Here is a 6,889-nt window from a genome sequence, read left to right as displayed (position 1 = left end):
CCGACCCCCCTCGGTGTCAGGCCGCACTAGCGGGCGCTAGCTTCTCGCATAGCAGCCCCGCTAGACCGCGGACGGTTATGGTGGAGATGTCAGCGGACGGGATGCGAACCCCCGTTTCGGTCTCGATGCGGGTGCGTAGTTCGAGGGCGCCCAGCGAGTCCAAGCCGTACCCGGAGAGCGCCCGGTCGGGATCGACGCTGCGACGCAGAATCAGGCTGACCTGATCGGAGATCAGACGCCGCAGCCAGGTGGGCCACTCGTCCACGGGCAGCTCGTCGAGCTCAGCACGCAGTTTGCTTGTGCCCGTTTGGTTTTGTCCGATGGAACGGAATGCCTGCGCAAACAGGCTGCGCTCGGCGAGGATCGCAAACCAGGAGGTGCCGGTGATCGGCGCATAGCCGGTATAGGCTCGGTCGTGGCGCAGTATCGATTCGAATGCGTAAGCGCCCTCGTCGGGGGCGATTGCAATGTCGGAACTTTCCGCGAGCGCGGTCGCGCGCCCGATCTTTGCCCAGGGGCCCCAGGCGATTGCGGTGGCCGGCAGGCCCCGAGCCCGGCGCCAGTGGGTGAAGCCGTCCACCCAGCTGTTGGCCGCGGCGTAGGCGCCCTGCCCCGGCGAGCCCACCAGCGCGGCCGCCGAGGAGAACGAGCAGAACCAGTCCAGCGGCTGCCCGACGGTTGCAGTATGCAAATTCCACGCGCCGTAGACCTTTGGCGCCCAGTCATGCGCGATCAGCTCATTGGTGATGTTGGCCAGTGTGGCGTCCTCCACGACCGCCGCCGCGTGCAGCACGCCGCGCACCGCAAGCCCGGTCGCCGTCGCTGTGGCCACCAACCGGTGCGCGGTGTCGGATTGAGCGATATCACCGCACTCCACCACGATGTCGGCGCCGGTCGCGCGGATTCGCTCGATCGTCTCCAGCGCATTGCGCGTCGGCTGTGAGCGTGAGGACAGCACGATACGCCCACATCCCGCGGCGGCCATCTTCTCCGCCAAGAACAGCCCCAGGCCCCCCAGGCCGCCGGTGATGAGGTAGGCGCCGTCGCGGCGGAACACCCGAGCCTGCGCCGGCGGCACCGTCACCCGGTGGTGGCCGGTGTGCGGGACGTCAAGCACGATCTTGCCGGTATGCCGGGCGCCGGCCATCGTTCGAATGGCGTTGCCGGTTTCGGCAAGCGGGTAGTGCGTGCTCTCCGGCATCGGGAGCACACCGTCCGCGATGAGCTGGTACACCGTGGTCAACAAGTCGTGAACCCGTTCGGGTTCGCTGTACGACAGCAGCGCCAGGTCGACGCCGTGAAATGCGAGGTTGGGCCGAAACGAGAAGAGACCCAGCCGGGTTTCGCGCTTGCCGATCTCGACGAATCGTCCACCGAGAGCGAGCAATTTGAGCCCCGCGAGTTGGGCGGCGCCGGGGACCGAGTTAAGCACGATGTCTACGCCGTACCCGTTGGTTTGGCGTCTTATCAGTTCGGCGAACTCGGTGCTTCGCGAATCGTAGACATGGTCGATGCCCATGTCGCGCAACATTTGACGACGTTGCTCGCTGCCCGCTGTGGCGAAGATTTCGGCGCCGGCGGCCCGGGCCATCGCGATCGCCGCCTGTCCCACCCCGCCCGTCGCAGAGTGAATCAAAACGCGATCACCGGCCTTGATATGAGCCAGCTCATGCAGGCCGTAATACGCGGTGGCGTGTGCGGTTGGTACCGCCGCGGCCTGCTCATCGGAGAGTCCAGCCGGCAGCGTCACCGCCAGGCGCGCGTCGCAGGTGATGAACGTGGCCCAGCATCCGTCGCCACACAGACCCCCAACGTGATCGCCGACCTTATGGTCCGTCACACCTGGTCCGACGGCGGTCACCACTCCGGCGAAATCGGTGCCCAGCTGTTGTCGTCGGCCCTCGAAGGCGGGATAACGATCGAACGCGACCAGTACATCGGCGAAGTTGATGTTGGAGGCACTGATTTCGACCTCAATCTGGCCCGGCCCCGGCGTAACCCGTTCGCGAGCAATGAATTCCACCGACTCCAGATCACCGGCCGTGCGGATTTGCAGACGGATGCCGTCGAGCTCGAGGTTGGCGATGGTGGTTTGCCGCTCCTCGGGGCGCAGCGGACTGAGGGCCAACCGCGCCGTGTACCACGCGCCGTGTCGCCAGGCCGTCTCGTCTTCCTCTGAGCCGCCGACCAGTTGGCGGGCGAGCTGCTCGGCATCGGTGTCATCGTCCACGTCGATCTGGGTGGCCCGCAAGTGCGGATGCTCGGTGCCGATTACGCGCATCAAACCCCGTAGCCCGGTTTGCTCCAAATTGGGCAAGTCACTGGCCACTACGGTCTGGGCGTTGTGCGTCACGACATAGAGGCGGGGGAGTTGGCCGGGAATGTCGGACAATTCGCGGGTGACATGCACCAGATGCTGCACGGACTCCAGGCCCAGCAGCGGCGACTGGTCACCGGAGTCGCCTTTCCCGGGTCCCGTCACGATCACCAAACCGCTGAATCCACCGGCACGCAGGTGATCGCGAAGCAGTTCGCTGTTCAAGGTGTGGTCGGTGTGCGGCGGCCAGCACATGGTGGTGCATTGTGCGCCAAGCTGTTTCAGTGCGTCCGTCATCGGGGTGACGACATCGGCGGTGGGGCCGACGACCAGCCAGGCTCCGGGGTTGTTGTGTTCCGCCCCTGGCAGTTCTCGTTGACGCCACTCGATCGTCAGCAATCGCTTGGCCAGCAGCCGTTCGTCGTGGTCGTTTTCGGATGCTCCGGCACCCAATCGCAAACCCTGCGCGGCGAGTAGGACGGCCCCGTTCTCATCGAGCATCTCGAGGTCTGCCTCCACTCCGGAAGTATCGGCTTTCGTCACCCGTGTGTAGCAGTAGCGGGCGCTGCGGGCAGCGTCGTAGGAGCGGAGCCGGCGAAGACCCAGCGGCAATGCCAGCACATCTTCGCCCAGCGCATGCAATTCCGGGTGCGCCGCGACGGACTGAAAGCAGGCATCCAGCAGCGCCGGGTGCACCCCGTAGGCATCTTGTTGCGAGCGGATTTGGCTGGGTAGCGCGACCTCGGCCACCACACTGCGGGTTGCGCCATCGCCGATGTGCAACGCGGCGAGACCGCTGAATGCCTGCCCGTACCGAACACCGCGCTCGTCCAGGCGACGGCGCACCTCGGCACCGTCCTCGCGGCCCGGGTGCGCGGCGAGCAGCGCGGAGATGTCATGTGCGGGAGGGGGATCCGCCGCTGCGGCATATAGAACCGCGGTAACCAGCTGTGCTTGTTCGCCCCCCTCATCGGACTCCACGGCGAAATCGGCGACGCCCGTTGACGACAACACCGCCGAGGCGCCGATCGTGGTCTGCTCGTCCAGCAGCAGCGCATGTTCGAAGCGCAAGTCACGGACTTCAGAGGCGTTGCCGAGCACAGCGCGCGCGGCCGCCAGCGCCATTTCGCAGTAAGCAGCCCCCGGAAACACGGTCACATTGCGGACCTGGTGATCGCCGAGCCAGGGCTGGGCGGCGGTGCCGACCTCGGCCTGCCAGACGTGGCGCTCCGGGTCTTCCAGCAAGCGCACGTGGGCGCCCAACAGCGGATGCACCGAAACGGTGCAACCACCGTGTATCGAGGGTTGACCGCCGCGGCTCAACAACAGCCGACGGTGCGTCCAGGTCGGCAGCGGCGCGTCCACCAGCCGGCCATTCGGGTAGAGCGCGGAGAAGTCGACCGCGGCCCCCGCGCTGTACAGATCCGCGACAAAACCACGTAGCCCGTATGGCTGCGCTTGCTCGCGGCGCATGGCGGCCAGAGCGGCCAGCGGCATGTCGAGACTGCGGGCGGTCTGCTCGACCGCGTGGGTGAGCAGCGGGTGGGGCGCCAGCTCCGCGAAGACCCGGTAGCCGTCCTCCAAGGCGGCCCGCACCGCCGGGGCGAACCGCACCATCTGGCGCAGATTCTGCACCCAATACCCGGCATCGCAGAGCGGCCGCTCGCGCGGGTCGTAGAGGGTCGCCGAGTAGAAGGGAACTTCCGGCGGCATCGGGTGCAGCTCGGCGAGCGCGTCGGCCAGATCGTCGAGGATCGGATCGACCTGGGGGGAGTGCGAGGCGACGTCGACGGCGATCTCGCGGGCCATCACGTCGCGCGATTCCCAGGCTGCGACCAGATCGCGCACCGTCTGGGTGGCACCGCCGATCACTGTGGACTGCGGCGACGCCACCACCGCCACCACGGCGTCGTCGACACCACGGGTCACCAGCTCCGAAAGCACTTGCTGGGCAGGCAGTTCCACCGAGGCCATCGCACCGGCGCCGGAGATGCGGGACATCAGCCGGGAGCGCCGGCAGATGACGCGCAACCCGTCTTCCAGGGACAACGCTCCCGCGACGACGGCCGCAGCGACCTCACCCAGGGAATGCCCGATGACCGCGCCTGGCTGGACCCCGTACGAGCGCATGGTGGCGGCCAGCGCGGCCTGCATGGTGAACAGGGTCGGTTGAATCCGGTCGATACCGGTCACGGTCTGCGAGGCGGTCATCGCCAGGGTCACCGAGAACCCGGCCTCGTGGGCGATCAGTGGCTCGGCCGCCGCGACGGTCGCGGCGAACACCGGTTCGGTCGCCAGCAGCTCAGCTCCCATTTGAGCCCACTGCGAACCTTGTCCCGAGAACACCCAGACCGGTCCCCGGTCGTCCTGCCCCGCCGCGGCCTGATACGGAGCGTCGCCGTCGGCGACCTCGCGCAAAGCTCTGGTGAGCTCCGGCCGGCTACTCGCAATGACGGCAGTGCGTACTGGGCGGTGCGTGCGCCGACGCGCCAGGGTGTAGGCCAGATCCGTCAAGGCCACATCCTCATGCGCTGCCACCCAGTCGGCCAGGCGGCCGGCGGTGCGGCGCAATTCGTCGGCTGAGGTCGACGACAGCGGGAACAGCAGAGGTGCCGCCGTAACCGAATCAGCTGGGATGGCTTCGGGCACAGCGGATTCGGGAGCCTGCGCTGGGGCTTGCTCCACGATGGCGTGTGCGTTTGTTCCCGAAAGTCCGTACGACGACACCGCCGCCCGTCGGGGATGATGACCATTGGTCGGCCACGGTGTAATCGTTTGCGGAACAAAAAGTTTGGTGTTTATCGCGGCCATTTCGTCGGGCAGCCGGGTGAAGTGCAGATTTTGCGGAATCATGCCGTGCTGCAGGGCCAGGATCGTTTTCATCAGCCCGAGCGTTCCGGCGGCCGACTGGGCATGCCCCAAGTTGGTCTTCACCGTTGCCAGCGCGCAGGGGACGTCGATGCCGTAGACGGCGGCGAGGCTGGCGTATTCGACCGGGTCGCCGACGGGCGTGCCGGTGCCGTGCGCCTCGACCATGCCGACGCTGCGGGCGTCGACGCCTGCGGCGGCCAACGCCGCCTTGTACACCGCGGTCTGCGCCTTGACCGACGGTGTGGCGATGTTGACGGTGTGGCCGTCCTGGTTGGCAGCACTGCCGCGGATTACGGCCAGAATCCGATCGCCGTCGCGCAGCGCGTCGGACAAACGTTTGAGTAAGACCACGACACAGCCCTCGGCAGACGCGAACCCGTCAGCCGCGACGTCGAACGCATGGCACCGTCCGGTGGGAGACAGCATGCCTTCCGCGGAACCTGCGACGAACTTCCGCGGATCCAGGATCACCGCGGCGCCACCCGCCAGGGCAAGGTCGCTTTCACCGTCGCTCAGGCTGTGACAGGCCAGGTGGACCGCCGTCAGACCGGACGAGCATGCGGTGTCCACCGTCATCGCGGGACCGTGGATGCCCAAGGCATACGCGATACGCCCGGATGCCAGGCTGAAGCTGCTGCCCGTGAATCCATACGGCGCCTCCACGGCGTTCGCATCGGCGGCCAGCAGTTGATAGTCGCCGTGCGTCAAACCCACGAACACACCGGTGAGCGAGTCGGCCATGGTCTCTCGAGTCAGGCCGGCGTGTTCCACGGCCTCCCAGGAGGTTTCCAGCAGCAACCGGTGCTGGGGGTCGATCGCGGTGGCCTCGCGCTCGTTGATCCCGAAGAACTCGCAATCGAAGCCGGCGACGTCATCGAGGAACCCGCCCCACTTCGTCACCGATCGACCCGGCACTCCCGGCTGAGGGTCGTAATATTCCTCGGCGTCCCACCGGTCCAGCGGCACTTCCGTGACCAGGTCATCCCCGCGTACCAACGCCTCCCACAGCCGCTCAGGGGAGTCGATGCCCCCCGGCAGCCGACAGGCCATGCCGATGACAGCGGTGGAAGTGACAGTAGCTTTGTCCACGGCCGTTCACCTCTTCTTATCCGGTGGGGCGGTAAGCGCGATTTAATTCGAATTGGCTGATGGGACCGCCTGTTTGAGTCGGCGCATCTTCGACAATTGGTTGCAAGAAACGTCGGGCGTTGGACGTCATACCGGTGTCCATTCCAATTGATCGATTGCGCGGCTGATGGGTTGCAATCCGGGGTCTACCAGCGCAAAGACATAATCAGAGTTCGGCTCGGCGTCCGAATAATCAATCGCTCCATGGAAAACTTGGCCGCCCACCCCGAAGAAATCGGCCCTGAGTGGTTCCGGCCCTCGCGGCACTTTGCTGGTTACTTGCCCAGGCAAATCCGGATTGAGTGAAACCCCGATATTCGCCAATAGGCTGCGTCGCCATTCGGTACGGAAATGACCAGACTTTCGCGAAGGCCGGACGTTTGCTTGTCGCCCCGCCGGTAGCTGTGTCCCGCCCTCAAGTTCCATCCGACATTGCCCGCCTCGAAGGCGTATGAATAGACGGCGGCGCCGGCGCGGCCGCCGTCGCCACTTCGTCGGGCGGAGCGGAGATGCAGCGCGAATGGCTGCGCTCTCGACCGTCCGGCAGTTGGTTGAGACTTCGGCGACGGCCTG

General features: G+C 66.4%; 1 protein-coding gene. It reads right to left on the bottom strand.

The annotated features are described in order from the left end of the window. Positions 1-16: 16 nt before the first annotated feature. Complete coding sequence (gene pks2 / locus AWC17_RS01565; protein WP_046183974.1) at positions 17-6,277, bottom strand: sulfolipid-1 biosynthesis phthioceranic/hydroxyphthioceranic acid synthase; 6,261 nt, start codon at positions 6,275-6,277, stop codon at positions 17-19. Positions 6,278-6,889: the final 612 nt, after the last annotated feature.

Origin of the sequence: Mycobacterium nebraskense, from assembly GCF_002102255.1 — a bacterium.
GTDB classification, from domain to species: Bacteria; Actinomycetota; Actinomycetes; order Mycobacteriales; family Mycobacteriaceae; genus Mycobacterium; species Mycobacterium nebraskense.
Note: the sequence above shows the minus strand (reverse complement) of the source record. Positions and strands in the feature narration are given on the sequence as shown.